Source organism: Pseudomonas sp. 2024-210 (assembly GCF_045062345.1).
Taxonomy (GTDB): domain Bacteria; phylum Pseudomonadota; class Gammaproteobacteria; order Pseudomonadales; family Pseudomonadaceae; genus Aquipseudomonas.
In genome coordinates this window covers 75966-101144 of the sequence record NZ_JBJGEJ010000003.1, presented here as the reverse complement: position 1 = coordinate 101144, position 25179 = coordinate 75966, and the positions used below count along the sequence as shown (strand labels likewise).

The 25179-nt window shown below is 56.4% G+C and carries 25 protein-coding genes; 13 read left to right on the top strand and 12 right to left on the bottom strand.

The window, feature by feature from the left end; genetic code table 11:
• Positions 1-178: 178 nt before the first annotated feature.
• Complete coding sequence (locus tag ACI7MX_RS05115; protein WP_314486764.1) at positions 179-1324, bottom strand: MFS transporter; 1146 nt, start codon at positions 1322-1324, stop codon at positions 179-181.
• Positions 1325-1598: 274 nt separating this feature from the next.
• Here ACI7MX_RS05115 and ACI7MX_RS05110 point away from each other — a divergent pair, with 274 nt between their 5' ends.
• Positions 1599-3284: a DUF4153 domain-containing protein gene (locus tag ACI7MX_RS05110; RefSeq protein ID WP_405584409.1), complete on the top strand. Its 1686-nt coding sequence runs from the start codon at positions 1599-1601 to the stop codon at positions 3282-3284.
• Between the two features lie 138 nt (positions 3285-3422).
• On the opposite strand, the gene ACI7MX_RS05105 is transcribed toward ACI7MX_RS05110, so the two are convergent.
• Positions 3423-4619 carry a class I SAM-dependent rRNA methyltransferase gene (locus ACI7MX_RS05105; RefSeq protein WP_314486768.1) on the bottom strand — a complete coding sequence of 399 codons (1197 nt, stop codon included), beginning with the start codon at positions 4617-4619 and terminating at the stop codon, positions 3423-3425.
• A 147-nt stretch (positions 4620-4766) separates the two neighbouring features.
• Here ACI7MX_RS05105 and ACI7MX_RS05100 point away from each other — a divergent pair, with 147 nt between their 5' ends.
• Positions 4767-5633, top strand: a complete 867-nt coding sequence (locus ACI7MX_RS05100) for an HDOD domain-containing protein (RefSeq protein ID WP_314486770.1) — start codon at positions 4767-4769, stop codon at positions 5631-5633.
• The gene (mutM, locus tag ACI7MX_RS05095; RefSeq protein ID WP_405584414.1) at positions 5634-6446 is read left to right on the top strand and encodes a bifunctional DNA-formamidopyrimidine glycosylase/DNA-(apurinic or apyrimidinic site) lyase; all 813 of its coding nucleotides are present in this window, start codon (positions 5634-5636) and stop codon (positions 6444-6446) included.
• Between the two features lie 165 nt (positions 6447-6611).
• Here the strand turns inward: mutM and ACI7MX_RS05090 are convergent, their stop codons facing one another.
• From ACI7MX_RS05090 to ACI7MX_RS05080, 3 genes are all read right to left on the bottom strand, one after another.
• Positions 6612-6863, bottom strand: coding sequence for a YfhL family 4Fe-4S dicluster ferredoxin (locus ACI7MX_RS05090; protein WP_122785518.1), 252 nt, complete (start codon positions 6861-6863; stop codon positions 6612-6614).
• A gap of 100 nt (positions 6864-6963) precedes the next feature.
• Complete coding sequence (coaD, locus tag ACI7MX_RS05085) at positions 6964-7446, bottom strand: pantetheine-phosphate adenylyltransferase (RefSeq protein WP_016782612.1); 483 nt, start codon at positions 7444-7446, stop codon at positions 6964-6966.
• 171 nt (positions 7447-7617) lie between these two features.
• Entirely contained in the window at positions 7618-9048 is a 1431-nt protein-coding gene (locus ACI7MX_RS05080) for a coniferyl aldehyde dehydrogenase (protein ID WP_314486775.1), read from the bottom strand.
• A gap of 138 nt (positions 9049-9186) precedes the next feature.
• Between ACI7MX_RS05080 and ACI7MX_RS05075 the strand changes: the two genes are divergently transcribed.
• Positions 9187-9855, top strand: coding sequence for a TetR/AcrR family transcriptional regulator (locus ACI7MX_RS05075; protein WP_405584419.1), 669 nt, complete (start codon positions 9187-9189; stop codon positions 9853-9855).
• 29 nt (positions 9856-9884) lie between these two features.
• Complete coding sequence (locus ACI7MX_RS05070; RefSeq protein WP_405584422.1) at positions 9885-10739, top strand: sulfurtransferase; 855 nt, start codon at positions 9885-9887, stop codon at positions 10737-10739.
• A 33-nt stretch (positions 10740-10772) separates the two neighbouring features.
• Here ACI7MX_RS05070 and ACI7MX_RS05065 read toward each other — a convergent pair whose 3' ends face one another.
• From ACI7MX_RS05065 to ACI7MX_RS05045, 5 genes are all read right to left on the bottom strand, one after another.
• The gene (locus ACI7MX_RS05065) at positions 10773-11795 is read right to left on the bottom strand and encodes a hydrolase (protein WP_405634555.1); all 1023 of its coding nucleotides are present in this window, start codon (positions 11793-11795) and stop codon (positions 10773-10775) included.
• 266 nt (positions 11796-12061) lie between these two features.
• A complete protein-coding gene (locus ACI7MX_RS05060; protein WP_405584428.1) occupies positions 12062-13315 on the bottom strand; it encodes a M16 family metallopeptidase in 1254 nt (417 codons plus the stop codon).
• Positions 13316-13471: 156 nt separating this feature from the next.
• Positions 13472-14080, bottom strand: a complete 609-nt coding sequence (gene rsmD, locus ACI7MX_RS05055) for a 16S rRNA (guanine(966)-N(2))-methyltransferase RsmD (protein ID WP_314486784.1) — start codon at positions 14078-14080, stop codon at positions 13472-13474.
• On the bottom strand, positions 14080-15570 hold the full coding sequence (locus ACI7MX_RS05050) for a M16 family metallopeptidase (RefSeq protein WP_405584431.1): 1491 nt from the start codon (positions 15568-15570) through the stop codon (positions 14080-14082). Before ACI7MX_RS05050 ends, rsmD begins: the two co-directional genes overlap by 1 nt.
• On the bottom strand, positions 15563-16918 hold the full coding sequence (locus ACI7MX_RS05045) for a pitrilysin family protein (protein WP_314486786.1): 1356 nt from the start codon (positions 16916-16918) through the stop codon (positions 15563-15565). The genes ACI7MX_RS05050 and ACI7MX_RS05045 overlap by 8 nt, the downstream gene beginning before the upstream one ends.
• Before the next feature lie 355 nt (positions 16919-17273).
• Here ACI7MX_RS05045 and ftsY point away from each other — a divergent pair, with 355 nt between their 5' ends.
• The 4 genes from ftsY (at position 17274) to rpoH (ending at position 21333) form a co-directional block, all read left to right on the top strand.
• A complete protein-coding gene (gene ftsY, locus ACI7MX_RS05040) occupies positions 17274-18677 on the top strand; it encodes a signal recognition particle-docking protein FtsY (RefSeq protein ID WP_314492803.1) in 1404 nt (467 codons plus the stop codon).
• Entirely contained in the window at positions 18674-19345 is a 672-nt protein-coding gene (gene ftsE, locus ACI7MX_RS05035; RefSeq protein WP_122785508.1) for a cell division ATP-binding protein FtsE, read from the top strand. The genes ftsY and ftsE overlap by 4 nt, the downstream gene beginning before the upstream one ends.
• On the top strand, positions 19342-20364 hold the full coding sequence (gene ftsX / locus ACI7MX_RS05030) for a permease-like cell division protein FtsX (RefSeq protein ID WP_314492794.1): 1023 nt from the start codon (positions 19342-19344) through the stop codon (positions 20362-20364). Before ftsE ends, ftsX begins: the two co-directional genes overlap by 4 nt.
• A gap of 114 nt (positions 20365-20478) precedes the next feature.
• Positions 20479-21333, top strand: a complete 855-nt coding sequence (gene rpoH, locus ACI7MX_RS05025) for an RNA polymerase sigma factor RpoH (RefSeq protein ID WP_016782598.1) — start codon at positions 20479-20481, stop codon at positions 21331-21333.
• Positions 21334-21638: 305 nt separating this feature from the next.
• Here rpoH and mtgA read toward each other — a convergent pair whose 3' ends face one another.
• Entirely contained in the window at positions 21639-22394 is a 756-nt protein-coding gene (gene mtgA, locus ACI7MX_RS05020; protein ID WP_405584438.1) for a monofunctional biosynthetic peptidoglycan transglycosylase, read from the bottom strand.
• Positions 22395-22438: 44 nt separating this feature from the next.
• Here mtgA and ACI7MX_RS05015 point away from each other — a divergent pair, with 44 nt between their 5' ends.
• The 4 genes from ACI7MX_RS05015 to trmB all read left to right on the top strand — a co-directional run bounded on the left by ACI7MX_RS05015 (position 22439) and on the right by trmB (position 24676).
• Entirely contained in the window at positions 22439-22810 is a 372-nt protein-coding gene (locus tag ACI7MX_RS05015) for a DUF423 domain-containing protein (protein ID WP_314492787.1), read from the top strand.
• 80 nt (positions 22811-22890) lie between these two features.
• Complete coding sequence (gene thiS, locus ACI7MX_RS05010) at positions 22891-23091, top strand: sulfur carrier protein ThiS (RefSeq protein WP_405584442.1); 201 nt, start codon at positions 22891-22893, stop codon at positions 23089-23091.
• A gap of 58 nt (positions 23092-23149) precedes the next feature.
• Positions 23150-23944 (top strand): thiazole synthase, encoded by a 795-nt coding sequence (locus tag ACI7MX_RS05005; RefSeq protein WP_122785503.1) that lies wholly within the window; start codon positions 23150-23152, stop codon positions 23942-23944.
• A 9-nt stretch (positions 23945-23953) separates the two neighbouring features.
• Positions 23954-24676 carry a tRNA (guanosine(46)-N7)-methyltransferase TrmB gene (trmB, locus tag ACI7MX_RS05000; RefSeq protein WP_146385846.1) on the top strand — a complete coding sequence of 241 codons (723 nt, stop codon included), beginning with the start codon at positions 23954-23956 and terminating at the stop codon, positions 24674-24676.
• Between the two features lie 167 nt (positions 24677-24843).
• On the opposite strand, the gene ACI7MX_RS04995 is transcribed toward trmB, so the two are convergent.
• Positions 24844-25170 carry a DUF3392 domain-containing protein gene (locus ACI7MX_RS04995; protein WP_405584446.1) on the bottom strand — a complete coding sequence of 109 codons (327 nt, stop codon included), beginning with the start codon at positions 25168-25170 and terminating at the stop codon, positions 24844-24846.
• Positions 25171-25179 lie beyond the last annotated feature (9 nt).

Below are 25179 nucleotides of genomic sequence, written 5' to 3'. Positions count from 1 at the left end.
GGCGGATCACACAGAAAATGACCACGTATCCGCGAGTTGCCGTGAACGCTGCGGGATCGCCGCGCGCTTGGGCTTGAGCTCATAAACCCGCCGGGGATGATTGGCGATGAATGCGTCGATTCTACACGGCTGGCGACGGGAAGGAATGGGGCAACCCTCTGCCCTGAGTACAAAGGGTTTACTCGGGCAGCAGGGCGGCAGATCGGCGGTTAATCAGGAAGTGCACGATCAAAGAGACGGTGCTAAGCACAAGAAAGCAAATGGCCAATGTGATTTGCAGGTCTGTGGCGCTGAGATTCACGAGTGCGCTGATGGTCCCTGCGCACGCCAAAACCAGCAGCCCACCCATCGAAGCGGCCGTACCCGCATGCTTGGGGAATACGTCCATCGCTTTTGACGTGGCGATTGGCCGAATAATGGTGATGCCCACTGTACAGATCATCATCGGCACCAACACTTTCACTGCCGACAGGCCCGTGGTGCTTGAGAGAGCCAGCATTAACAGGCCGGCAGTCATTATCAGCAACAGTCCAGCGGTAATTTGAGTGGAGGCTGCCAGCCGGTTGCTTATCAGTTGCGCAACAAGGCCCCCGCCCAGGTAGGCCATGCCATACATCAACAACACCAGTGAGTACGCGTAGGGCGACAGGTGCAAATGCGCCATCAACAACAACGGTGACATGACGATGAAAGAGAAGTGGCAGGCAAAAGCGAAGCCGGAGATGAGCCAGTAACCGATAAAAACCGGGTCGCGGCACACGAGCCAGTACGACTGCACAATGCCGTGTGAAACGTGTTGGGCCGGGGCTGGGTTATCCAGAAAGAACACGGCTTTGGTAAATACCACCGAGGCCAGAACAACAAATACCCAGAAGCTGCCGGGCCAATCAAAAACCTGTTGCAGCAACGTGCCGGCCAAAGGCGAAAGTGAAATAAACAGGCCGCTGGCAGTGATCATCGCGATACGCAACTGGTCACGTTGTTTGTCGATAAAGAGGTCTTGTACCAGTGCCTGTGCCAGCACAAAAACACCGCAACCGAGTGCTTGAATGCACCTGAACAACAAAAATGCCGTGAAGTGGGTCGCCAGTACACAGCCGACAGCGCCGATAATCGCGACAACCATGCCAGCTAGCAGCAGCTTTTTGCGCCCCAACCTGTCCGATAGCGGACCAATCAGTAATTGTGAGAGGGAGATAACGATGGCGAACAGGCTGACAGAGAAGGCGATATCGCTTTGCGAACGATTGAAATGATTCGAGAGTGCGAAGAAAGACGGGAGTACCACATCCAGCGGGAAGACCGCGAGCAGCACCATACTCATGAGAAGAACAATCGCGGCGCGGCGTTTTGAGGTGTTTTCAGGAGAAGGGTGCACGGACAGTCCCGGTTTTGATTAAGGCTGGCAGTGTTGCCCTCGATGTGGACTTTTTCAACGCGCTATTAGGTAGGTCCGTGCCTGTATTTCTGTAAGAAAATACTTTTATCGTCCTTGCCGCTCTCTAGACCGGATGTCTGGAGGTTTTCCTGCAGGCCCTAGCTGTTATCGACATTCAGGCGATAGAGTGAGGGATAATTTTTTTCAGCAGGGATTCTGAATGCTCACGTTAAACCGATCCGTTTATACGTGTCTGGCCGTTGGCTTAGTCCAAGGGCTTTTACTGTGGCTGGCCAGCAATCTTGGCGGGGCGAGTCTCAAACATGCCTTGATCGCCTTCACCCTGGTGGGTGGTATTAATTTGATATTGCTGGGGGGGAGTATTTTCCAGCGGGGCACGATTTGGCTGGTGGCTGCTTTTACCCTGCTGATGACGGCTATAAGCGCTTGGGTGTTCCAAGACGGTGGAGAGCTTTGGCGCTCCAATAATTGGCTGGAAGGCAGTTGGCTGTTTTTTTCGGTGGTCATTACCTACATCGTGACGGTGTTTATCCTCAGTTGGCCCACCCGTGAAGGGGCTTTCCCGCGTTACGAAGACTTGTTTCGCAATGCCTGGGACACGGTATTTATTGTGTTGCTGGGCTTGCTGCTGAATGCCGTATTTTGGGCGCTTCTGCTGTTGTGGGGCAGCTTGTTCAAGATGCTCGGAGTGGTCGCGCTGAATAATCTGTTCTCAACCACCGGGTTTATCTGCGTCAGTTCAATGATGGTGTTCGCGCTGGGCCTGCACATGGGTCGTGAGAATGATCGGGTGATTGGCCTGCTGCGCGGTATTTTGCTCACGCTTTGCCGCTTTTTGCTGCCCTTCAGTTCGATGATCGCCATTGTTTTTATCTGCGCGTTGCCCTTCACCGGGCTGGAGCCGATATGGGATACGGGTTATTCGACGCCGATCATGCTGTGTCTGGTGGCGGTCAATCTGTTCTTTCTCAACGGTGTATTTCAGGACGGGCATCAAAGCAGTGGTTACCCGTTGTGGCTGGTGCGCATGGTTGATCTGTGCCTGCTGTGTTTGCCTGTACTCGTGATGCTGGCAGGGTATTCGAGCTGGTTGCGAATTGAGCAATATGGCCTGACCCCGAGCCGTATGTTGGCGATGCTGCTGGTGCTGGTGGTCTTTGCCCATAGTGTCGCTGCGGCCTGGGCCGTGTTTGCGTCGCGATCCAATTGGTTGGGCAGTTTGCGTGTCAGCAATCCATGGATCGCACTGGTGTGCGTGGTGGTGTTACTGGCAATCCATACGCCTTGGTTCAGCCCGCTACAGATCAGTGCGAAGAATCAGGTGCAGCGCTTGCTGAGCGGTAAAACGGCGGTTGATGCCTTCGATGCCCACACGTTGCGCTATCAATTGGGCTTGCCGGGCAAGCAGGCGTATGAAGCTTTATTAGCCCAAGTCGAACAAGGCGAGGTGCTGGTTGAGCCTGCACGGCAGGTGTTGTTGAAGCGACTCAAGGAAGTGAAAACCGATCAGGGCGCACGCGCCTCGAAGGACAGGTTTCTGGAGTGGATCGGGCCTGCCGTGGACGGCAGTGAGCAGTTCGAAACGCGGGGAATACCAGGCCATCTGTGCCTGTTTCCAGGGTGCGCGATGTGGGCAGTCGATCTGGATCAGGATGGGCAAAACGAAGTGCTGCAGGTGCCCAAGCAGAAGTGGTCTGGCCCCTTGTACTTCTTCAAACGCGATGATCAGGGCAAATGGCAGCTCGCGGGCATGTTTGAGGTCGACGGCAATCCGCTGGAACTGATTGAGCTGATCCGGGAAGGGAAAGCGAAGGTGGTGAAGCCGCGTTATCAATCGTTGGAGATGGGGGGCGTCGAGCTGAGCCCAAGGGTGGATCGACAATAAACAGGTAGCCGCTGGCGCAGGCTGCGATAAGGCCTCGAAGAGCCTTCAGAGCTGCTTCGCAGCCCATCGCAGCCTTCGGCAGCGGCTACATTGTTTTCAGCTTCGCTACCACAAGGGTTTTGCGGCGAACCCGACAGCTTAGCTGTTAGGCAGCAAACGGCAGGTGATGCTCTTGATGTAACGGGTTTCAGCAATGGCCGGGTGCACCGGGTGATCCGGGCCTTGGCCGCCGCGCTCCAGCAACTGCATGTTGCGATCCAGGTGGCGAGCGCTGGTCAACAGGATGTTTTGCAGGTCATCCTCAGGCAAATGCATCGAGCACGAAGCACTGACCAGAATCCCGTCCTTGTTGAGCAGACGCATGGCTTGCTCGTTCAGGCGGCGATAGGCACCTTCGCCGTTTTTGATGTCTTTCTTGCGCTTAATGAAGGCAGGCGGATCGGCCACGATCACGTCGAAACGCTCTTCGTTGGCTTTCAACTCTTTGAGGGCTTCAAACACGTCACCTTCCATGCAGGTCACTTTCTCGGCAAAGCCGTTCAGTGCAGCATTGCGTTCAACACCGTCCAGTGCAAACGACGAGGCGTCTACACAGAAGACTTCGCTGGCGCCGAAGGCCGCGGCTTGAATTCCCCAGCCGCCGATGTAGCTGTACAAGTCCAGAACGCGTTTGCCTTTAACGTAAGGGGCCAGACGCGCGCGGTTCATGCGGTGGTCGTAGAACCAGCCGGTTTTCTGGCCGGCGATCACCGGCGCTTCGAACTTCACGCCGTTCTCTTCCAGCGCCACCCACTCCGGCACCAGGCCGAAGACGGTTTCAACATAGCGCTCCAGGCCTTCCGCGTCACGGGCGGCTGAGTCGTTCTTGAACAGAATGCCGCTTGGCTTGATCACTTGAACCAGTGCTGCGATCACGTCAGCTTTGTGCTGCTCCATCGTGGCAGAAGCCAGTTGCACCACCAGAATGTCGCCGAAACGATCAACCACCAGACCCGGCAGCAAATCGGAATCGCCGTACACCAGGCGGTAGAAAGGCTTGTCGAACAGTCGCTCGCGCAGAGACAAGGCCACGTTGAGGCGGTGTACCAACAGCGATTTGTCCAAAGGCAGTTTGGCGTCACGCGACAACAAACGCGCACAGATCAAGTTATTCGGGCTCATGGCCACGATGCCCAGTGGCTTGCCACCGGCTGCTTCGAGCAGCGCCTGATCACCGGCCTTGAAACCGTGAAGTGGGGTGGCGGCTACATCAATTTCGTTGCTGTAGACCCACAAGTGGCCGGCGCGCAGGCGTCGATCGGCATTGGCTTTAAGGCGCAGGCTTGGCAGGGACATGACGTCGCTCCGGGTATTGAAAAGGGCGCGATTATAGCCCTAGACACGGCCTTCAAGCTCAGTTGATTCGCGGTATTGCGTCGGATTACCTGCCCTCGGGGTCAGAGAATTCCGCTAGAATCGCCCGCTATTCCAGAGTGAGTCCCCATGCCTCCCGAGCTTTCATCCGAACAGATCAGCGTTGCCCTGCAAGGGATCAGCGTACCGCCTCAGCCGCAAATCATGGTGGACTTGCAGATGGAGCAATACATGCCCGACCCTGATCTTGAGGTGATCGCCGGTTTGATCGCTCAAGACCCGGGGTTGTCCGGTGCGCTGATGAAAATCGTCAACTCGCCGTATTACGGCCTGACCAATAAAATTGCCTCCATTCGTCGGGCTGTGACGTTGCTGGGCAGCCGTACCGTGATCAATTTGATCAATGCGCAGTCGATCAAGGGCGAGATGAGTGATGACACCATCGTGACCCTCAACCGTTTTTGGGACTCCGCGCAGGATGTGGCCATGACCAGCATGACGCTGGCCAAACGCACGGGCACCCAGGCGGTGGATGAAGCCTATGCATTAGGTTTGTTCCACGATTGCGGCATCCCGCTGATGCTCAAGCGTTTCCCCGATTACATGCGCGTGCTGGAACAGGGCTATGCCGATGCCGGGCCAGACAGCCGCGTGGTGGACATTGAAAATCGGCACTTCAACACCAACCATGCTGTGGTGGGCTACTACACGGCCAAGTCCTGGCGTCTGCCTGAACACCTGACGCACGCCATTGCCAATCACCACAATGCGCTGGCGATTTTCAGCGATGATTCGTCACGTCAAAGCCAGCTTAAAAACCTGCTGGCGACCTTGAAGATGGCCGAGCACATTTGTGCTTCGCACAAGGTGCTGGGTAATCAGCGTGATGATCATGAATGGAACAGCATCAGCCACTTGGTGCTGGATTACGTAGGGCTGTCCGAGTACGACTTTGACAACCTGAAAGAAAGTATTCGCGACTTGGGGATGCATTAGATGCCTGAACTGCCAGAAGTCGAAACAACCCGCCGTGGCATTGCTCCGCACCTCGAAGGGCAGCGGGTCAGCCGGGTGATCGTGCGTGAAAGACGCCTGCGCTGGCCGATTCCAGACGATCTGGATGTGCGCCTGTCGGGGCAGAAGATCATCAAGGTCGAGCGTCGCGCCAAGTACCTGCTGATCAACGCTGAGGTGGGCACGTTGATCAGTCATTTGGGCATGTCTGGCAATTTGCGTCTGGTGGAGGCCGGTTTGCCAGCGGCCAAGCACGAGCATGTGGACATTGAACTGGAGTCGGGGCTGGCCTTGCGCTACACCGATCCGCGGCGCTTTGGTGCCATGCTCTGGAGCCTTGACCCACTCAACCACGAGCTGCTGCTAAAGCTAGGGCCAGAGCCGCTGACCGATCTGTTTGAGGGTGACCGGCTGTTTCAGATGTCGCGCAAACGCTCGATGGCGGTCAAACCATTCATCATGGATAACGCCGTGGTGGTGGGGGTGGGGAATATTTACGCGACCGAAGCGTTGTTTGCGGCAGGCATTGACCCGCGCCGCGAGGCGGGCAGTATTTCCAGCACGCGTTATTTGAAACTGGCGATTGAGATCAAGCGGATTCTGGCAGCCGCCATTGAACGCGGTGGTACCACCTTGCGCGACTTTATCGGCGGTGACGGCCAGCCAGGATACTTTCAGCAGGAACTGTTTGTGTACGGCCGAGGCCACGAGCCGTGCAAGGTCTGTGGCACTGAGTTGCGCGAAGTCAAACTGGGCCAGCGCGCCAGCGTGTTCTGCCCGCGTTGCCAAAAGTAACCGCGTTAGAATTTCATCCCGTAGCAGCTGCCGCAGGCTGCGTCCGATTGCGAAGCGATCGTAAAACCCCAGCACTCGGTGTGCCTGATAAATCGAAGTCTGCGAATTTACGACGACTTCGTCGCCGGACGCAGCCTTCGGCAGCTGCTACGAAAGCAGGATGCGTCAGGCTTTACCGGTGATTGCCCGGTACTTGGCCATCAACTGCTCTTCGGTTTCCGGGTGGGCTTCATCCAGCGGGATGCAGTCAACCGGGCACACCTGCTGGCATTGCGGCTCATCGTAATGGCCTACGCACTGGGTGCACAGGTTAGGGTCGATCACATAAATCTCTTCACCCTGTGAGATCGCGGCGTTCGGACACTCGGGTTCGCAGACGTCGCAGTTAATGCAATCGTCGGTAATGATCAGGGACATGGGTACTCCGGCCGGGGCAGTCAGCCCGGGCAACTGAAATCGAATGCGCGCAATTGTGCCGCATTGGCGCCCGTAGTGCACGCGGGCGCCGCTTCAGCGGTTACTTCTTGCGAAAGCGTTCGGTCAGGGCGTCAGCCACAACCGGGTGCACAAACTTGGTGATATCTCCGCCCAATGCCGCAATTTCACGGACCAGCGTCGACGAAATAAACGAATAACGCTCAGAAGGCGTGAGAAACAGGCTCTCGACATCCGGGGCCAATTGACGATTCATGTTCGCCAGTTGGAACTCGTATTCGAAGTCAGAGACCGCCCTTAATCCACGCAAAAACACATTGGCGTTCTGTTCTTTGGCGAAGTGGGCAAGCAGTGTCGAAAAGCCGACTACCTCAACATTGGGCAGGTGCTTGGTGACTTCACGAGCCAGCTCCACACGTTGTTCCAGAGGGAACAGCGGGTTTTTTTTGGTGCTGGCAGCGACAGCAATGATCACGTGATCGAACAGGCGCGAAGCGCGTTCGACCAGATCGCCGTGGCCCTTGGTAATAGGGTCAAATGTACCTGGGTACAACACTCGGTTCATCGCGTCGTCCTGGCGGGAATCCGTTGGGGAGTCGGATGGTATCGCAGCCTTACCGGTCGGCCAAGTCGCCATTCGCAGAAGAAAGCACTATAGACGTGGCAAAAACTCTCCTTTTTCGCAGATTTTCGGGGGCTTATAGGCCGCCAGAGCTGCTGCCGAGTGATTCTGTGCCTACCGAATAAACAGCTTTTGGACCAGTCGCACCCGTTGTCTGTCATAAGGTGGGTAGGCCGCCATCGAACTGTTCAACCGCTGTTTAATCAACACCCCTTTGGCTTTGCTGAACGTTAAAAAGCCTTCGTGACCGTGGTAATGACCCATGCCTGAATGCCCGACACCACCAAATGGCAGGTCGTCGATGGCCACGTGTTGCAGCGTCTCGTTGATGCACACGCCACCGGAGTGGGTGTGCTGAATGACGTGTTCTTGTTCCGCCTTGTTGTAGCCGAAGTAATAAAGCGCTAACGGGCGTGGTCTGGCATTTATGTAGGCCAGCGCTTCGTCCAGACGGTGATACGTGACAATGGGCAGCAGCGGGCCAAAGATTTCTTCCTGCATCACCTGCATGTCGTCGCTGACGTCCAGCAATAACGTATGAGGCATACGCCGTCCTTGCCCATGGTCATACAACGTAATCAACCGGGCGCCTTTACGTTCGGCGTCCGTTTGCAGATGTTCGAGGCGCATCACTTGCCGCTCGTTGATGATGGCGGTGTAGTCCGGATTATCGGTCAGGGTCGGATAAAAACCATGAACCGCCGTGCGATAGGCTTCCACGAAACCTTCGACCCTGTTATGTGGCACCAGCACATAATCAGGAGCAATGCAGGTTTGCCCGGCATTCAGGGTTTTGCCCCAAGCAATGCGTTGCGCGGCCTCTTTGAGTGGTACTTCTGCCGATACGATGGCGGGGGATTTACCGCCCAGCTCCAGCGTGACCGGGGTCAGGTTTTCTGCGGCCGCTCGCATCACCTGTTTGCCCACCTGGGTAGAACCGGTGAACAGCAAATGATCAAACGCAAGCCCTGAGAAGGCGACGGCCACATCGGCTTCGCCCAGCACCACAGCCACCCTGTCCTCGGGGAAAATGCGCCCCAGCAACTCTTTGAGCCAATGCCCGGTGGCCGGGGTGTATTCACTGAGCTTGAGCATGACCCGGTTACCTGCCGCCAGCGCTCCCACCAGAGGGCCAATGGCCAGGTACAGCGGATAGTTCCACGGCACGATAATGCCGATGACCCCTAAAGGTTGATACACCACTTTGGCGCTGGCAGGCTGGAACATCACCCCAACGTGCCGGGGTGAAGGCTTCATCCAGCGCTTGAGGTGTTTGAGGGTGTAATCAATGCCGTGCAAGCTTGGCATCAACTCGGCGAACAGGGTTTCGTCCGGGCTGCGATGGCTGAAATCCTGACTGATGGCGTCAATCAACACCTCCCGCTCATCACTTAATAATTGGCGCAGGCTTTTTAACCATTGCTGGCGATGCTCAAGGGGCGGGTATGGATCAGCGCCGTACGCCCGGCGTTGTCGGTCGAGCAGAGTCTGGAGTTCGCTTATAGAGGTAGCAGGCGCTTGATAGAGGGCGCTGACGACAGGCATGGCGTGCTCCAGACTTAATTAGGCTCGTTTGCTTTTAGGTCGTGCAGGCACACTTGTCAAACGAGATGGGTGCCTGTGGTGTATCGCGAGCCCCGTTAAGTCGTAAGATGGATTTCGTCATACATTAAGGTCCGGCTCATGACCGCACGAATCAAAACCAGCCAGCGTATTGTCGAGACCAGTCTGGAGCTGTTTAACCAGTTGGGTGAGCGAAGTGTGAGTACCAATCACATTGCAGCCCATATGGAGATCTCTCCGGGCAATCTGTATTACCACTTCCCCAATAAACAGGCGATTATCTCGGTGCTGTTCGCTGAATTTGAAGCGTTGGTGCTGGGCTTTCTACATCCGCCGCAAGGACGCAGAGTGGTCATTGCCGACAAACGCGACTACTTGCAGCATTTGCTGGATGCCATGTGGCGCTATCGCTTCATTTACCGGGATATTGAGCATTTGCTGCGCAGTGACATTGAGTTGGCGGCCAGTTACCGCCGCTTTTCATTGGCGTGCCTGGCTCGAGCCCAGGTTATTTACAGTAATTTTGTTGAGGCTGGCATCCTGCGAATGAGCTCGCAGCAAGTCGAGTCCTTAACCCTCAACGCCTGGATTATTCTCACCTCGTGGGTCAGTTTTCTGTGTGTGACCCGCGAAAACAGCGACTCGCTCAGTGAGCAGGCGCTCAAGCGCGGGGTGTACCAAGTGCTGGAGCTGACCTCAGGATTTACCACCGAACACGCCCGTGCTGAAGTCGATGAGCTCATCAAGGAATTTTACGTCCCGCTTAAAGACACGCTGGACGGTTATTAACCGCCTTTCACCCTTCACAGGAGTTCACCATGCCCATTGCGCAATTGATCAGCCCCCAAGCCCTAAAGGAACGTCAAGAGCAGCCCGGCCTGATTATTCTCGATTGCCGTTTTGCGCTTGAAGACCCGGACTATGGGCGTTGCAGCTATGCCGAAGGGCATATTGAAGGTGCTCAGTACGCGGATCTGGAGCGTGACTTGAGTGGGCCGGTAACCAAAGGTGTCACGGGCCGTCACCCGCTGCCCGACGCTCAGGCCTTGCTCGAGCAACTGCGCTCGTGGGGCATCAACGAAGACAGCGATGTGGTGCTCTATGATGACGGCCCCGGCGCTTTTGCTGCTCGGGCGTGGTGGTTATTGATGTGGCTGGGCAAGCGCGACGGTGTATTTATTCTGGATGGCGGGCTCAAGGCTTGGCATGCCGCTGGTTTTCCCTTGAGTATTGACGCCGTGTCACGGCCACGTGGCTCCTTCAATGGCAAACCGGATGACTGTTTGTTGATCAGTGCCGAGCAATTACTGGAGCGCCTGGGCAGTGCTGGGCTGACCTTGATTGATGCGCGGGCTGAGGCGCGTTTTCGTGGTGACGTTGAGCCTATCGATCCGGTTGCCGGGCATATTCCGGGCGCGCAATGCGCAGCCTTCAGCGCAAATCTCCACAGCAACGGGTGCTTCTTGCCTGCCGAGCAACTTAAACAGCGTTTTGCCGAGCAACTGGGTGAGCGTTCGCCAGAGGAGTTGGTGGCCTACTGTGGCTCGGGCGTCACCGCGTGCCATAACCTGTTTGCATTGGCGTTGGCGGGGTATCCGGTAGGTAAGCTCTATGCCGGCTCGTGGAGCGAGTGGATCAACGACCCGCAGCGAGAGATTGCTACCGGAGCTTAAGAACGCTTATGGGGTGATTGTGGTGTGGCGGCGCTATACCTGTAGCGCGGCCAGCCATTGCGGAATACGTCTTTCAAGGTAGTAAACCGGTTTGCGTGGGCTGCCTTCAACAAAGCCCACATGCCCACCCTGGGCGTGCAGCTCCAGGCAGCTGGAGGCTGACAGCTCATCAGCGTCAGGGATGCTGTGTTTGAACACAAACGGATCGTCTTCGGCATGGATGATCAGGGTCGGTGTTTCAATCGACTTCAGATAATAACGACTCGAAGCTCGCCGATAGTAGTCAGCCACATTGATATAGCCGTTGAGTGGCGCTGTCACCCGGTCATCAAACTCCCAGAAAGTGCGCATTTTGCCGAGTGATTGCGGTGTTCCCAGCCGGCTCAAGGTCGCCAGACCTTCATGTTTGGCGTCGTGGTGGAACTGGCGTTGTTTTTTTCTCAGGTAGTCGAGCATTTCGCGCATGAAATGCGCTTGGTAGACCTTGGAAAACCCCATACCAATCCGGTCGGCACACTGATCAAGCCTAAAAGGTACGGACACCGCGACAGCACCGTGCAGGCCGCTGTCACTGCCACGTTCACCGAGGTATTTGAGCAATACATTACCGCCCAATGAATAGCCGACGGCATACAGCGGCGCCAGCGGATACCGGGCCCGTAATTGCCCCACGACTTCAGCCAGATCTTCGCTGGCGCCCGAGTGATAGCTTCGGGTCAGCAAGTTAGGTTCGCCGGAACAGCCGCGCCAGTTCAGGGCCGCGCTGGTCCAGCCACGCTTGGCAAGAGCTGTTTGCAGGCCCACTACATAGTGCGAACCTGAAGAGCCGGTGAGCCCATGCAGCACCAGCACCACCGGTGCATAGGCTGATGGCGTGCCAAGCCAGTCCAGGTCGAGAAAGTCGCCATCTTCAAGCCACAGCCGTTCACGTTGATGCTCAACGGTCGGTTTGGTACGCCACAGTGGACCCCAAAGGGTTTGTATATGGGGATTGCCGAGGCCAAAGGCCGGAGCGAAGGGTTCACGCGGCAATGTCGGACTTGCTGATTGGGGCACTTGGGGTCTCATTAGGGCGGCGGATTCGGTGTTGTGTATAAGTTGCCACAAGAGTGGTCGGCGCCCAAATTTAGTGTGTTGGCCGGTTCATTGCCCAATGAGGTGTCAGCGGCTGCTGGGCTGATAGCCAAGGCTATCAGCGGGTGCAGCATGAGCCGCGCATTGCGGCGGCGGGTGTGTTGCAGGTGTAGATCCTGACAATGGATCATCAGGACAGGTTGGCGTTGTGAGGGCTGTGAAGTGCGGTCTTTAGCGGCTTCGCAGGATCAATCCTTACGCGCAAGGATGTGCGCCACGCTCATGCGTTCAGGTGTAAACCAGGCAGTGGCAACGCGTTGAATATCCTTGGCGATCACGCTCTGTAGTGCCTGGACTTGCGTGTCAATCAGTTGCCATGGCTGGCCTATGACCTCAAGGTTGCCAATGATTGAGCCTTGTATTTCAAGCGTGTCCAGACTTTCGAGCTTAGCCAGTGCTTGGGCGCGACCATATTCCAGTGTCTGAGCATCGAGTTGGGTTGTTTTCAACGATTCAAGCAGTGCCTGTATGTTTCCTTGAATTTGCGGCAGAGGCATCACGTTGCGCTCGCTGGTGGTCAGGGCAATCAACAGGATGTCATCTTCAAGGCGATAGGCCGGCAGGCGTGAAACCACGCTGCTCAGTGCTTCACTGTCATCCATCATGAGATGTGGAATCCAGGCCTCTGGGCCCGAGGTCAGCAACGCGCTGATGATATGCAAGGCAGGAATATCAAGTGGGTCAGTGGCGGTTGCCAGGCTCGGTGTGTTGATAGCTATTTGCAACCGTGGAAACGGTGTATCGAGAAACTGAGTGATTTTGCGCTCACCTTCGTACATCGGGGCAGGTGCCGGATTCGCAGGTGTGAGATCGTTGAGTCGCGGGGCTTTGGCAAAGATTTGCTGGACCAGCGGTTGGATTTCTTCAAGCGAGGTATCGCCCACAATCACCAATATTGAGTTGTTGGGCGCGTAGTGATGTTTATGCCAGCTCAACACATCGCTCACTGTGAGTTGATCCAGATGGTCGACATCGCCGAATTTAAACACTGTGCCTGTGTGGGGGAATATGAGGGACTCAAATTCGGGCGTTATCCAGAAATTGGAGCTGAAATAGGGATTGGCCAGCTCCATTTCTTTTGTTTTCTGGATCCCGACCTTCAGGCGATCTTGTGACAGAGCGGGCGGTTGCATTCTAGCCGCCAGCATCTCCAAAACAGACTGAACGGAAGCGCGAGGGGCTTCGAGGCTGTAGGTACTGACATCGTAATCGAGCCAGCCATTGGCCACAGCACCTATTTGGTGCTCGCGTTTTTTATCCTTGAAAGCGGCGCCCCCAGTGATATACGCCACACCTCGCTGATTGGGTTGTTCATTTTGGATGCCCGCTTTATGGAAGAGCGTGGAGCAAATCGCAGACGTGCGATGGTCTTCACGCACTATGACTTTCAAGCCGTTATCGAGGGTGAACTCGCAGGTCACTTTTGGATTAGATAGCGTCATTCTTCACATTCCGTTGTTCGAGGCAGTGTTTAAACACGTCCGTTTATAGTGAACAGGCAGGATGCGTCAGCACTTGAAGCGGGGGGCGGTAGATATATAGGAGATGCAAACAAGACGGTGGGAGCCGTTCAGGCCAGCCCCCACGCGGTACCGGTGTTACTCGGCAATCGTCGATTGCGGCGCTTCGCGTAGCCACAGGGCGTAGTTTACGCCCCCGGCTTTTTGCTCGCGGTGAAGACGCCAGTTGGCAGGCAGGCCCAGCTCAGAAGGACGACGTTCGCTTTCTGTGTAAATCCAGGCGTTATCCGTCAACCATCCGCGTTGTTCCAGCAAGTCACACGCTGGCTTCAGCAGTTCCTTGTTGAATGGAGGGTCGAGGAATACGACATCAAATGTCTCGCTCGGTGTCGCATCCAGAAAGCGCAGCGCATCGGTCTGCTGAACCTCACCGACGGTACAACGCAGCAGGCCCATGTTTTCACGAATATTGGAAATCGCATCGCGGCTGCTGTCCAGTGCGACGCCTTTGGCGGCACCGCGAGACAGTGCTTCGAAAAACAGTGCCCCGCTGCCCGCAAACACGTCCAGCACCTTGGCGCCGATGATAGTTGGGGCCAGCCAGTTGAACAGGGTTTCACGTACACGGTCCGGCGTCGGACGCAGGCCTTCTACATGGGGGAAGTCGAGCTTGCGGCTGCGCCATTCCCCGCCGATGATGCGTAGCTGACCTGCACCCGAGTGCGATGTGTTTTTTGGCTTTGCCATTAATGCTCCGGAACCCCAAGAGGTTGCTCTGAAGGTTTATCGGTAGGAGGTGGCAGTGGTTTTTGCGGCACAGTCGGGCCGGCGGTCACTACGACCATTTTGTCGGCGCTCAGGTGCTTGTTCATGGCGTCCTTGACCTGCTCTTTCGTCAGGTTCTGAGACTGCTGCATGAAGGTTTCGAGATAGTCCAAAGGCAAATCGTAGAAGCCCATTGCGCCCAGTTGGCCGACGATGGCTGCGTTGCTGGCGGTGGACAGCGGGAAGCTGCCAGCCAGTTCACGCTTGGCATCGTCGAGTTCTTTTTGTGTCGGACCGTTTTTCAGGTAGTCAGACAGAATGTCTTGCACCAGCTTGAGCGTGCCTTCACTCAATTCTGCACGTGTTTGCAGATTGATCATGAACGGGCCACGCGCTTGCATGGGGCTGAAATTGGAATACACGCCATAGGTCAGGCCGCGTTTTTCACGCACTTCAGTCATCAAGCGCGTACCGAAACCACCGCCACCCAGGATGCTGTTGCCCAGTGACAGGGCCGCATAGTCGGGATCATCACGGTCAATGCCCAGCTGCGAGAGCAGCAAGTGGGTTTGTTTGGACGGGAATTCGATATGTGTCTGGCCCGCTTTAGGCTCTGTCGGTTGTGCGGTTTTGGCGACTGCAGGGCCTTTTGGCAGCGCGGCAGATATTTGAGCCGCGATAGCCTCGGCCTCTTCGCGAGACAAATCACCCACGATGGCAATCACAGCATTACCTGCGGTGTAGGCCTTGTTATGAAAGGCCTTGAGCTGGTCGATGGTGATTGAGGTGATGCTTTCGGCATTGCCATCACTGGCGTGCGCATACGGATGGTTGCCGTATAAACGCTTGAACAGCTCGTCGCTGGCCAGTTTTCCGGGGTTCTGCTTTTGGTACTCAAAGCTGGCGAGCAACTGGTTTTTAATCCGTGCCAGAGAATCGGCCGGGAAGGTGGGTTTGCCAACCACTTCAGCAAACAGGTTCAGCGCGGGGGTGCGTTTATCCACATCGCTCAGGCTGCGTAATGAGGCAACGGCCATGTCACGGTAGGCGCCATTACTGAAGTCGGCGCCCAAGCCTTCAAAACCTTGTGCGATAGCGCCAACGTCTCTACCGGCTACGCCTTCATTGAGCATGGCGTTTGTCAGCAAGGCCAGACCAGGCGTGTTGTCGTCCTGGCTGCTGCCGGCAGCGAACGTCAGGCGCACGTCGAACATCGGCAATTGCCGCGCTTCAACGAACAGCACTTTAGAGCCTTCGGCGGTTTTCCAGGTTTGTACATTCAGGGCGCGATGGCTGGGCGCCTTACCGTCCAGCTCACTCAGAGATTCGAGCTTGTGCTCGGTTTTAGCCTGATCGAGAGCCTGGCTGGCCACCGACTCACCGGGGTTGGCGAAGTAATAGCCAAGCACTCCGACCAGAATTGCGGCGCTCAGGCCGAGCAGGGCGTAGCGGGGACCTTTACGCTCACTCATGGGTTTTCTCCTCAGGCAGTACATGCGCAACGCTGAGGCGCTCGCGAGTGAAGTAAGTGCGGGCCGCTTGTTGAATATCGGCTGGCGTCACCTTTTGCAGGTCTTGCAGTTCGGTGTCCATGAGCTTCCATGACAGACCGACGCTTTCGAGCTGGCCGATCGAAGTGGCCTGGCTGTTAATCGAGTCGCGCTCGTAGACCAGCCCGGCAATGACCTGGGCTCGTACACGCTCCAGCTCTTCGGCCGTAGGCGGAGTTTTCTTGAGGTCATCAATCAGGCGCCACAAGCCGGCTTCAGCTTGGGCCAACGTGACGTTTTTCTGGCTGTTGGGCATTGCCGAAAGCATAAACAGGCTGTCGCCACGGGTGAATGCGTTGTAATTGGAAGACGCACCGGATACCAACTCTTCGCCGCGTTCCAATTGGGTCGGCATGCGGGCGCTGTAGCCACCGTCCAGCAGCGCAGAGATCAGGCGCAGGGCATTGGCGCTCACTGGGTCTTTGGCGGTAGCAATGCTGGGTACGTTGAAGCCCAGCATCAGGCTTGGCAGCTGGGTCTGCACATGGATCTTAAGCAGGCGCTCGCCGGGGGTGGCCAGCTCCAGCGGAATTTTGGCGATAGGGATTTCACGCTTGGGTACAGTGCCGAAGTAACGCTGAGCCAAGGATTTGACTTCATCCGGTGTCACGTCACCTACCACCACCAGTGTGGCATTGTTAGGTGCGTACCACTCTTCATACCAGGCACGCAGTTCGCCGACGCTCATGCGCTCCAGGTCAACCATCCAGCCGATGGTCGGGGTGTGATAACCGCTGGACGGAAAGGCCATGGCGGAAAACAGCTCAAACGCTTTGCTCATCGGTTGATCGTCGGTGCGCAGGCGGCGCTCCTCTTTGATCACTTCGATCTCGCGCTTGAATTCTTCTGGCGGCAGGCGAAGGCTGGCCATGCGGTCGGCTTCGAGCTCAAAGGCAACGCCCAGACGGTCGCGGGCCAGTACTTGGTAGTAAGCGGTGTAGTCATCACTGGTGAAGGCGTTTTCCTGAGCGCCGAGGTCGCGCAGGATCAGCGAGGCCTCGCCGGGGCCGACCTTGTTGCTGCCTTTGAACATCATGTGCTCAAGTGCATGTGACAAGCCGGTCTTGCCCGGGGTCTCATAACTGGAGCCCACTTTGTACCAGACCTGGGAGACCACCACCGGTGCGCGGTGGTCTTCACGCACGATGACTTTAAGACCATTGTCCAGACTGAACTCATGGGTCGGCTGGGGTTCGGCCGCGATGGCCGAAAGCGGAACTAAAACTGTGCTGAGCAACAGGCCAGCAGCGCGGCGGGCTAGAGCATTCATTCGTTTTTAAACCTGTTGGGCTGTCCGCTTGGCCTTAGCGTCTGCGGGTGAGGAGGTGCTAGGATACTGATCCGTTTTACTGGCGGCCATGTCTATCAAGCTTTTGACGATCAGGCGATGTTTGATCGGGCAGTATAGGAGCTTGTCCAGAAATGTGGGGGTATCCGGGGAAGTTGCGGTTTTTTGCCGATTTTTCCTCCGCATATCCGCGTTATAGCGAAGTTTGAGAGGTGTTATTGACCCTCTGAACTTGTTTTATGCGAACAAGCTGACAAATAAACAGTCTTTGTCACACCCATTATTATTTGCCGGGGCGCCACAGTGGCGCGTCGCTACGATGAGATAGCCGTCCTCCATGTTTGGTTCCAACGACGACAAGAAGAACCCAGCTGCGGCTGGTGAGAAAAAAGGCCTGTTCGGATGGCTGCGCAGAAAGCCGCAGGAAACCGTCGTCGAACAGCCTGTCCCAGCACCCGAGATCACGCCTGAGCCGTTGATCGAGACCACTGACGTGGTTGTCGAGACGACGCCTGAAGTGGTTGAAGTGACAGCGCCTGCCATCGAGCAACAGCCCTGGCCGCCATTGCCCGTGCCTGAAGAGCCCGTTGCACTGGTTGAAGATGTGCAGGCGCCGCATATCGTGCCGCCTATCCCTGAGCCTGTGGTTGAGGAGGCCGTATTAATTGTTGAGGCTGTCACCCCAGAGCCAGAGCCAGAGCCAGAGCCAGAGCCTGTTGCTGTAGTCGCACCTGTGGTGGTGCCAGAGCCCGTGGTTGTTGCGCCTGTTGTCGAATCGCCAGCCCCCGTGCCCCAGGCGGCTGAAACTAAAGTCGGATTCTTTGCCCGTCTCAAACAAGGTTTGTCTAAAACCAGCGCCAGCATTGGCGAAGGTATGGCCAGCCTGTTCCTGGGCAAAAAAACCATTGATGACGACTTGCTGGACGAGATCGAAACCCGCCTGCTGACGGCAGACGTGGGGGTTGAGGCCACCTCGGTCATCATCAAGAATCTGACGCAAAAGGTTGCCCGCAAGCAATTGACCGACGCTGATGCGTTGTACAAGTCTTTGCAGGATGAACTGGCTGCCATGCTCAAGCCGGTCGAGCAGCCACTGAAAATCGAAGCGCAGAACAAACCGTTCGTCATTTTAGTGGTGGGCGTCAATGGTGCGGGTAAAACCACGACCATCGGCAAGCTGGCGAAGAAACTTCAGCTTGAAGGCAAGAAAGTCATGCTGGCGGCAGGTGATACCTTCCGTGCTGCGGCCGTTGAGCAATTGCAGGTATGGGGTGAACGCAACAACATTCCGGTCATTGCCCAGCACACAGGTGCTGACTCGGCCTCTGTGATTTTTGATGCGGTGCAGGCTGCCAAAGCGCGAGGCATTGACGTGCTGATCGCCGATACCGCCGGGCGTTTGCACACCAAAGACAACCTGATGGAAGAACTGAAAAAAGTTCGCCGGGTCATGGGCAAGCTGGACGAAGACGCGCCGCACGAGGTGTTGCTGGTGCTTGATGCCGGTACTGGCCAGAACGCGATCAGCCAGACCAAGCAATTTAACCAGACTGTGGCACTGACGGGATTGGCGCTGACCAAGCTCGATGGCACGGCCAAAGGCGGGGTGATCTTCGCATTGGCTAAGCAGTTCAATATTCCGATTCGTTATATCGGTGTCGGCGAAGGCATTGATGACCTACGTGATTTTGAGTCCGAACCCTTTGTCCAGGCTCTGTTTGCGGAGCGGGAGCGCCCATGATTCGTTTCGAGCAGGTCGGTAAACGCTATCCAAATGGACATGTGGGCCTGCACGAGCTGAGTTTCCGGGTTCGTCGCGGTGAATTTCTATTTGTGACCGGTCACTCTGGCGCCGGTAAAAGTACGTTGCTGCGATTGTTGCTGGCGATGGAGCGCCCAACCAGCGGTAAGCTGCTGTTGGCGGGGCAGGATCTTGGCCAGATCAGCAATGCACAGATTCCTTTCTTGCGTCGTCAGATAGGCGTGGTGTTTCAGAACCACCAACTGCTGTTTGATCGCACTGTGTTCAATAACGTCGCCTTGCCGCTGCAGATTCTCGGCTTGTCAAAGCCCGAAATCGCCAAACGGGTCGATTCCGCGCTGGAGCGCGTAGCGCTGTCGGATAAAACCGATTTGTACCCTGGCGACTTGTCCACAGGCCAACAACAACGCGTCGGGATTGCCCGGGCCATCGTCCATCGTCCAGCATTGTTGCTAGCCGATGAACCCACCGGCAACCTGGATCCACGTTTAGCGGCAGAAATCATGGGCGTTTTTGAAGACATTAATCGTTTGGGCACCAGCGTGCTTATCGCCAGTCACGACCTGGCCCTGATCGCCCGCATGCGTCACCGCATGCTGACGTTGCAGCGCGGGCGCTTGATCGGTGACGGGGAGGCTGCGCAATGAGTGCGACTCGCAGCCCCAAGGTTTCCGAGCGCGTGGCGCCAAAGGCCGCAGACCCGCAGCCACCGAAGAAGAAACATGACGAGGACGATGGTCCCAGTTTCGGCATGCTGTTTAGTGCCTGGATTGAATCCCATCGCGCCAGCTTGCTCGACAGCTTGCGCCGCTTGGGCAAACAGCCGATTGGCAGCTTTTTTACCTGTTTGGTGATGGCCGTTGCATTGAGCTTGCCCATGGGGTTGTCGCTGTTGCTCAACAATGTGGAACGCTTGGGCGGTTCTTGGCAGCGTGCGGCGCAGATTTCGTTATATTTGCAGATGGATGCCAGCAACGACCAAGGCGAACAACTGAGCAATCAGATAAAAGGTATGGCCGGGGTGGCTGACGCTGAATTTATCAGCCGAGACAAAGCCCTCGAAGAGTTCCAAGCCCAGTCCGGCTTGGGCGAAGCGCTAAAAGAGCTCCCCGACAACCCGTTGCCGGGAGTGGTGCTGGTGACCCCGGATGAGGTGGATAAAGCTGCCCTTGAAGCCTTGCGTACACGACTTTCTGAGTTGCCGAAGGTGCAACAGGCGCAACTTGATCTAGTCTGGGTCGAGCGTCTTGCGGCCATTCTGAAATTGGGTGATCGCTTTGTATTTGGTCTGACGGTGCTGCTGGTCTCGGCGTTGCTGCTGGTGATCGGTAATACGATTCGTCTGCATATCGAGAATCGTCGTATCGAAATCGAAGTGATCAAGCTGGTCGGTGGTACAGATAGCTATGTGCGTAGGCCGTTTCTATATATGGGGGCGCTTTATGGCCTTGGCGCCGGGGTGCTTTCCTGGGGCGTTTTGGCCTTTGGCTTGAACTGGCTCAACGACGCGGTTGTCGGTTTGGCGGGCTTGTATGGCAGTAATTTTGCCTTGGCAGGAGTGCCGGTGGCCGATGGTCTATCTCTCTTGCTTGGCGCGGTGCTGTTAGGGTATATCGGTGCATGGATTGCAGTCGCGCGTCACTTACGTGAGCTTTCGCCTAAGTAGTTTCTTTTACACCTGTTGACTTTTTCAGCTTTTTTTGGGAACTTTTTTTCAAGTTTCCGGTCAACTTTCGCAGTGCTGAACTGCACGAGTTATGTGAGACGGAGGTTTATTCGTATGACCACTTCTTTGCAACCTGCGTATGCGTTGGTCCCCGGTGCGAACCTCGAGGCCTATGTCAATACGGTGAACAGCATTCCATTGCTGACACCGGAGCAGGAGCGTGAACTGGCCGAGAGTCTCTACTATGAGCAGGATCTTGGGGCGGCTCGGCAGATGGTGCTCGCCCACCTGCGTTTTGTTGTACACATTGCCCGTAGTTATTCGGGCTATGGCCTGGCTCAGGCTGACCTGATCCAGGAAGGTAACGTCGGCCTCATGAAGGCGGTCAAACGCTTTAACCCTGAAATGGGCGTGCGTCTGGTTTCGTTTGCTGTCCACTGGATCAAGGCAGAGATTCACGAATTCATCCTGCGCAACTGGCGCATCGTGAAAGTCGCGACCACCAAGGCTCAGCGCAAACTGTTTTTCAACCTGCGCAGCCAGAAAAAACGTCTGGCATGGCTGAACAATGATGAAGTACATCGTGTGGCTGAAAGCCTGGGTGTAGAACCTCGCGAAGTGCGAGAGATGGAAAGTCGCCTGACCGGCCATGACATGGCGTTCGACCCGGCTGCTGAAGCTGACGATGACAGTGCTTTCCAGTCGCCAGCCAACTATCTGGAAGATCACCGGTATGACCCGGCGCGTCAGCTTGAAGATGCTGACTGGACTGACAACTCCACCAGCAATTTGCATGAAGCGCTGGAAGTGCTCGATGATCGCAGTCGCGACATTTTGTATCAGCGTTGGCTGGCTGAAGACAAAGCCACGCTGCATGACTTGGCGCAGAAGTACAACGTGTCCGCTGAGCGGATTCGTCAGCTGGAAAAAAGTGCGATGAACAAGCTTAAACTGTCGATTGCCGCCTAAGCCGGCCCGACAAACAAACGCCCCGATCGGGGCGTTTTTTTTGGTGTGAATAAATGCCCCTCACCCTAGCCCTCTCCCAGAGGGAGAGGGAACTGATTGGGGATACTGGAAATAATGGGGCTTGCAGATAGGGCGCTAAAGCCACAGACACTTTGGGCTAGCTGTCTCTCCCTCGGAAGAGGAAACTGATTGGGGCTACTGGAAATAATGGGGCTTGCAGATAGTGCGCTAAAGCTACAGACACCTCAGTCTGCCCCCTCTCCCTCTGGGAGAGGGTTGGGGTGAGGGGCTTTTGATCTGCCCAGTCACCGCGCCCAAGGCGCCTTGCGCGAGTCATTGATCGTATCGAGATAACTGTCCCCGCCCAACTGGCGAATTTGCTGGCGGATCCAGCTGGCACGTCGGCTGACATACGGGCTTGGATGGCTGGCGTTCCAGTTACGCGGATTGGGCAATACAGCCGCCAGCTGACTGGCCTGCTGGCGCGACAGGTTTTTCGCACTCACGCCAAAATGATGCTGCGCCGCCGCTTCTGCACCAAACACCCCGTTATCCCATTCAGCACTGTTGAGGTATACCTCAAGAATTCGCTGCTTGGGCCACAGTATTTCAATCAGTGCCGTAAACCAGGCTTCCAGCCCTTTGCGCAACCAGCTGCGCCCCGACCATAAAAACAGGTTCTTCGAAACTTGCTGGCTCAAGGTGCTGGCCCCGCGCAACGTCCCACCTTTTTCGTTATGCACGAAGGCCGCTCGTATCGCACTGAAATCAAACCCCCAGTGCTCGGCAAAATGCTGGTCTTCCCCAGCGATAACCGCCACTTTAAGTTCATTGGATATTTCATCCCATGGCCGCCAGCTGCGCTGCAAGTCAATGGGCTGTCCATCAAGCCATGATTCAATCTTGCGCTCAACCATCAGCGCGGTGCCAGGTGGTGGCACCCAACGCAAAATCAGCACCCACACAACGCTGCCCACTGCGAACCAGAGCAGGGCTTTAAGAAAGCGGTGAACGATAATACGCAGCATAGATGGCTTGGCCGAACCCGTTGAGCGGGCCATTATACAGACCCTGCGTCATTCGATGATCTAGACAGGAGGTACCCATGTTGCGTGTTTTTTTGATGCTGGCTGCGTTCTTCGGCTTTACCGGTGTAGCGCTTGGCGCATTCGCGGCTCATGGTCTGAAAAACCGCCTGACTGAGCAGTATTTGGCTATTTTCCATACAGGTGTTACTTACCAATTGGTTCACACTTTGGCTTTGTTCGGGGTTGCCTTGTTGCTGACTCATCTACCGGGTCGTTTGGTGGTATGGGCAGGAGCCTTTTTCGCAGTAGGTATCGTGCTTTTTTCCGGCAGCCTGTACGTGCTGACTCTGACCGGCATTAGCAAGCTGGGGATTATTACGCCCATCGGTGGAGCCGCTTTTTTGGCCGGCTGGCTGTGCCTGGGGCTTGCCGCCTGGCGTTTGGGCTGAGCCCGCAAGATGAATGGCTTGGGTCGGCCTGACCGACTGGGCTAGAATGCTGGCCCCTTAAAACGAAGGCAGCGTCGCGCATGCTCATTCAGTTGAACGGTGAACCCTTTGAACTGCCGGACGGTGAAACCGTCGCGGGCCTGCTGACGCGTCTCGACCTGACCGGGCGCCGCGTGGCAGTCGAGCTTGACCTTGATATTGTCCCGCGCAGTCAACACGCCGAGACCGTACTCAAAGAAAGTAGCAAGGTTGAAGTGGTGCATGCCATCGGTGGTGGTTAGTCGCCGGGCTTGTGCTTCATACCTGTTCCACAACGCACATATTTGAAGAGGATTCCCGATGAACACTGTTCGCAGCGACAAGCCGTTTGTACTGGCCGGCCGTACGTACCAGTCGCGTCTGCTGGTGGGTACCGGCAAGTACCGTGACATGGAAGAGACCCGCTTGGCCATCGAAGCCTCAGGTGCTGAAATTGTCACTGTCGCTGTGCGTCGTACCAACATCGGTCAGAACCCGGGCGAACCGAACCTGCTGGATATTTTGCCGCCGGATCGCTACACCATCCTCCCCAACACGGCGGGTTGTTACGACGCCGTTGAAGCGGTGCGCACCTGCCGTCTGGCCCGTGAACTGCTTGATGGTCACAACCTGGTCAAACTGGAAGTGCTGGCCGACCAGAAAACCCTGTTCCCGAATGTGATCGAGACCCTCAAGGCCGCTGAAGTGCTGGTCAAGGAAGGCTTCGACGTCATGGTCTACACCAGTGATGACCCGATCATCGCTCGCGAACTGGAGGCGATGGGCTGCATCGCCGTGATGCCATTGGCCGGTTTGATTGGTACAGGGCTGGGGATCTGCAACCCCTACAACCTGCGCATCATTCTTGAAGAAGCAAAAATTCCGGTGCTGGTGGATGCGGGAGTAGGCACAGCCTCCGACGCCACTATTGCCATGGAAATGGGCTGCGAAGCGGTGCTGATGAACTCGGCCATCGCCAATGCCCAGCATCCAATTATCATGGCCCAAGCCATGAAATACGCCATTGAGGCGGGCCGTCTGGCCTATCTGGCCGGGCGCATGCCGAAAAAACTCTATGCCAGCGCCTCTTCGCCGCTGGATGGTCTGATCAAGTAAGAGCCACTGATGACTGAATCACTCGACACCCCAATCACGGAAGAAGGCGACGATCGCCAACACCGTCGCATCAAAAGTTTCGTGATGCGTGCCGGTCGCATGACCGAAGGCCAGCAACGCGGTCTCGATCAAGGTGCGCCGCTTTACGTACTGCCACTGGCCGATGCGCCGGTCGATTTCGATCAGGTGTTTGGTCGTTCTGCACCGCGTACGCTGGAAATCGGCTTCGGCATGGGGCACTCCCTGTTGGAAATGGCCGCGGCTTCGCCGGAGCAGGATTTTATCGGCGTAGAGGTTCACCGTCCGGGTGTGGGTGCGCTGCTCAATGGCGTGCTGACTCAAGGCCTGACCAACCTGCGGGTTTACGATTGCGATGCGATCGAAGTCCTCACGCGTTGTGTCGCGGATAACAGCCTTGATCGCTTGCTGCTGTTCTTCCCGGACCCATGGCACAAGAGCCGCCACCACAAGCGCCGCATCGTTCAAGCGTCTTTTGCTGAACTGGTGCGTTCAAAACTTAAAGTGGGCGGCGTGCTGCACATGGCCACCGACTGGGAACCCTACGCTGAGTACATGCTGGAAGTCATGAACGTCGCGCCGGGTTATCGCAACCTGGCAGAAGACGGTCGTTGCGTCCCGCGTCCACCTGAGCGCCCAGTGACCAAGTTCGAGCGCCGTGGCGAACGTCTTGGGCATGGCGTGTGGGATTTGAAGTTCGAAAAACTGGCGTAAACGGTTTTTCAGTGACCGGCCTCCCCCCGCCTGGAGGTCGGTTGTTACAACATGTAGCCACTGCCGAAGGCTGCGATGGGTTGCGCAGTGACCCTTTAGCGTCCAATTGAAACGAGGTCCTGCGGCCCTTATCGCAGCTTGCGGCAGCGGCTACAGTTCAGTCACGACTACCCCCGCCGATCCGCCACCACCCCGATCAATACCAGCACCACCAACAACACCGGCGCCAGGCTGTAGTTGTTGAACTGGCTCAGGCCGCGCTCTACCCACGGTGTGGCATAGATGAGCGCTGCGCCACTGCCGATCAGGCACAGGGCTGCGATGGCCGGGATGCGCAACGCGCCTGCGACACTGCCCAGACGCTGCTCGACCCACCCTTTGAAGTCCGCACCAAACAGCACCAGCAAGCAACCAATCAGGGCCAGAGAAATCTCCGAGAGGTGACTGCGGCTCCAGCGCGATACGTTAGCAAGCAGGTCGAGTACCAAGTCCATTCGAGTTCC